This is a genomic window from Methanoregula sp. (assembly GCF_052325125.1).
GTDB lineage: Archaea > Halobacteriota > Methanomicrobia > Methanomicrobiales > Methanospirillaceae > Methanoregula.
The window spans coordinates 1-3,524 of the sequence record NZ_JBKQWO010000019.1 but is presented as its reverse complement, the minus strand read 5'-3'; the positions used below and the strand labels follow the sequence as shown (position 1 = coordinate 3,524).

The following is a 3,524-nucleotide window of genomic DNA, read 5'->3' as shown; positions in this document are numbered from 1 at the left end:
AGTTGGCTTGAAGGGGACTTCGCACTCTTTTCCACAGTCTGAACAGACCGTCTTTGTCATTTCTCTGGGACCGAAATTTCTCGGGCCGCCAAATCCTTTTCTTTCCATTGTATTACTCATGCAGTTTTATATCTGCATATATTCATCACATCATTGAGTATAAATACATCTGCATCTGATCAGTCCTTCCCCCGACCCGTCTTTTCGGGGTCAGGGTATGATCTCGCACCCGTTGAACTTTTCATGGGCAAAGTCCGCAAGGCCGATGCACCCGGCATCAACCAGAGCCCGGACCCGGGGGAGTGCATCCATGAGTGCGTCGTGCAGGTTTTCCACAGTACCGCATACCAGCTGGCGGCCGGCAGGGTTCCAGGGCTGCACGATCGCCGAGTAGAGGCATCGCCCTCCACAGAACGTCCTTATATGGCATGTCGTGCACACGCCGCCCACCGCGAACCGGGGAAGGTTTTTTGGGTCTGCATCTGCGATATGGCCGGCATAATACTGTTTCATACCGATCATAATCGGGCAGGGAGTGATATGGCCGTCAGTCATGATCGCATAGTTTGCATGCCCTGCACCGCACCGCAGGAGACTCTCTCTCCCGTACAGGAGATCTTCCATGGGATCGATAAAAGGGTACCAGCACCTGACATGCCCGTTCCGTTCCATATCGTCAACCCATGCGGCGACGAGTGCACGGATACCGGGATTATAACTTTTCGTTACCCATTCTGCAAACCGGCGGCGGGAGAGATCCCGGGTGAAGTTTGCATCCATCTGCCAGTGGATGGAGGTAAAGGAGTATTCCGGATTTTTGGCAAGGTACCGGACGGCATCGAAAATATCGGTACGCTCGGTCACGGTCATCCGGGCAATCAGTTCGCCGCGATAGCCGTTTGCCCGGATCTTTTTCACGTTTGCCATCACCCGGGAAAAAACACCCGCACCCCGGTTTTCATCGGTAAGGGCTTCACGCCCGTCCAGCGAGACAAGGATTGTCGAGAAACTGTTGACGATATCGGGGGTGAGCCGGTCAAGCAGGAGGCCGTTGGTCTGCATCATGAACCGCTGTACCGGGGCCTCCCTGACGATCCGCTCGAGAAGAGCCGGGCGCAGGAGCGGTTCGCCGCCATAGAACGTTACGACAGAGGCGGGGTCCCGTGCAAGGAAACGGCAGAGCAGTGCGGGATCGTAACTGAGGTCCGGTGGGAGATCCGTGTCAATCTCTACCGGTGCTGTTTCAGGGCTTTTTGCATCCTCTTCCTCAAACGCCTTTGCCCGGCAATACCGGCAGCAGAGGTTGCAGTCATCAGTGAGGATGATATGGAAGTACATGTCCGGATTCCTGTTATTATGGGGATTGGCGGACGATAAATTTGCGGGCATGTACACCGTTTTGCCGGAAGTGCCTGTATTAATCAGGCCGGATCTCCATACATTATGGTGGTGGCGATGCATGCCGGCGCGTGAAACGGTACCTGGATTCCGGTGGGATGCTGCGGATTATGCCCGGAGTTCCCCGACACAGAAGCAGTGGGCACGGGAGCTGATCCAGAAGATCGATCTGTCCGGCTGCGAACGGGTACTCGATATCGGGTGCGGCGACGGTACAGTGACTGCGGCAATCGCAGAACGCCTGCCGGAAGGATCCGTTCTTGGCCTGGATCTCTCGCCCGGGATGATCCGGTTTGCGTGTGAACAGTTCCCGCACGGTGCGTATCCCAACCTGTCGTTTGCAGAGGGGGACGCTCAGGACCTCGGGTTTTCCGGGGAATTCGATCTCGTCTTTTCAAACGCCGCACTCCACTGGGTGTACGATCATGGCCCGGTCCTTGCCGGGATTGTGCGGGCGCTCCGAGAGGGTGGTCGGATGATTGTCCAGATGGGCGGGAAAAACAATGCAATGCAGGTCTTTGCGGCGCTTGACGTCCTTCTTGCCGATACCCGGTGGAGTCAGTACTTTTGTGGCTTCTCCTTCCGGTACGGTTTCTTCTCCCCTGAAGAGTATCGTTTGTGGCTCGAAACGGCCGGACTCGTGCCGGGCCGGGTAGAATTGATCCCAAAAAATATGGTATTTTCGGCCCGCGAAGGGTTCAGCGGCTGGCTCCGCACTACCTGGCTCCCTTACCTGGAGCGGGTGCCACAGGAACAGCGGGGTATGTTTGTTGATGCCCTTGCCGACCAGTACCTTGCCGCATATCCACCGGATCCTGATGGCACCGTTCACGTGTCGATGATGAGGCTCGAAGTTGAGGCGAGAAAATGCTGATCGCTGCGTGGCAGATGTCGTAACATATAACCAGTCTTCCTGTAATTCATTCTTATGCACCGCTCTGGCGGGCCCGGAAATGCCCCCGGCGGCTCGTTGACAGGAAAAGGACCTGATCAGATGCAAAAGCGAAAAAAGACGGAAGATGCGCTGACCGTGCTCGGAGTTATTCTCATCCTCCTTGGGTTCGTCCTGCTGGTTTATATCGCGCTGGGGCTCATCTCTCATAGCCCGGGTAGCATGTCCCAGGGAGGGCTGCTGCATACCTTCGCAAGTGACTCCGGCAACCTGTTACGGCATGTCGGACCGGTGACCGTTTTTTCCGCAGTGGATGGTACACCTTCGGACGTAGCAGTCCTGTACCCGCATCCGGACCCCGGCAGCATGGGTGCTGCCGAGATGAACGTCGCCCTCTTTATCGGGAGCATGGGGGGTGTCGATTTTGACAAAGTCCGCGTTGTCTGGATCTCTGGTGGGATTGCAGAAACGATCCCGAGAAAGGATTCGCGTCCCCTGGTCTGCCCGGGCTGGACGATTGCGGGCAAGTACAATATGCTCTCCACAAAAAGCGGGAACGGAGATGACATCCTTGATCCCAATGAACAGTTTGAAATTTTTGTCTGCCCGGCCAATGTCACAGCACCCTACCAGCAGTTTTCCCTGATAATTGCCCCGCCGGGCAATGTGCTTCCGCCTATTGTCAGCACTACTGCTCCACCTATGCTAAAGCCGCTTATCACGCTGATATAAACCGTACATGATCTCCTTATCCTGCCCCGTTACCCGCATATCCGCTCCGGGACGGAATGTACCTCTCCCGGCGGGGAGTACCGTGGCACACTGGCATGCCCCGCCTGCACGGTTGCGGGTTTCCGGCGGGCAGGTTCTGCGCTGGCATCAGTTTTCGCCCCGCAGCATTTCCGAAGGTATAATGGCTGATGCGCCTTTATTTGAGCAGATAAACTCAAACCGGCCAATATTTTCGCCGTTTTAATCGGAGTTATTAATGTGTCACAATGCCGAAAATACCAGCAAAAATATGGCCAAATTTGATATTTCGACGTGCTTTCGACGGAAACCTTTTATATTATCAGGCGATAACTTTCATTATCAAAACCCAAAAGGGGTTTTGAGGTGTTTAAATGGGACAGAAAATTGGAAAGGAAAAGATCCAGCGCGAAAAGGGATTCCTGTACTTCATTGGGAAGGACGGGTATGTCTGGGCAGCCCCGATGAAGCACAACAAGACCGG

General features: G+C 55.0%; 4 protein-coding genes. 2 read left to right on the top strand and 2 right to left on the bottom strand.

Going from position 1 to position 3,524, the window contains the following annotated elements:
- The coding region (locus tag ACLQMU_RS04700; protein WP_422185780.1) for a CxxC-x17-CxxC domain-containing protein at positions 1 to 108 on the bottom strand (108 nt) is incomplete at its 3' end.
- Between the two features lie 102 nt (positions 109 to 210).
- The gene (locus ACLQMU_RS04695) at positions 211 to 1,338 is read right to left on the bottom strand and encodes a TIGR04084 family radical SAM/SPASM domain-containing protein (RefSeq protein ID WP_422148217.1); all 1,128 of its coding nucleotides are present in this window, start codon (positions 1,336 to 1,338) and stop codon (positions 211 to 213) included.
- 121 nt (positions 1,339 to 1,459) lie between these two features.
- Here ACLQMU_RS04695 and ACLQMU_RS04690 point away from each other — a divergent pair, with 121 nt between their 5' ends.
- The gene (locus ACLQMU_RS04690; protein ID WP_422148216.1) at positions 1,460 to 2,272 is read left to right on the top strand and encodes a class I SAM-dependent methyltransferase; all 813 of its coding nucleotides are present in this window, start codon (positions 1,460 to 1,462) and stop codon (positions 2,270 to 2,272) included.
- Positions 2,273 to 2,392: 120 nt separating this feature from the next.
- Complete coding sequence (locus ACLQMU_RS04685; RefSeq protein WP_422148215.1) at positions 2,393 to 3,022, top strand: hypothetical protein; 630 nt, start codon at positions 2,393 to 2,395, stop codon at positions 3,020 to 3,022.
- The last annotated feature ends 502 nt before the right edge of the window (positions 3,023 to 3,524 follow it).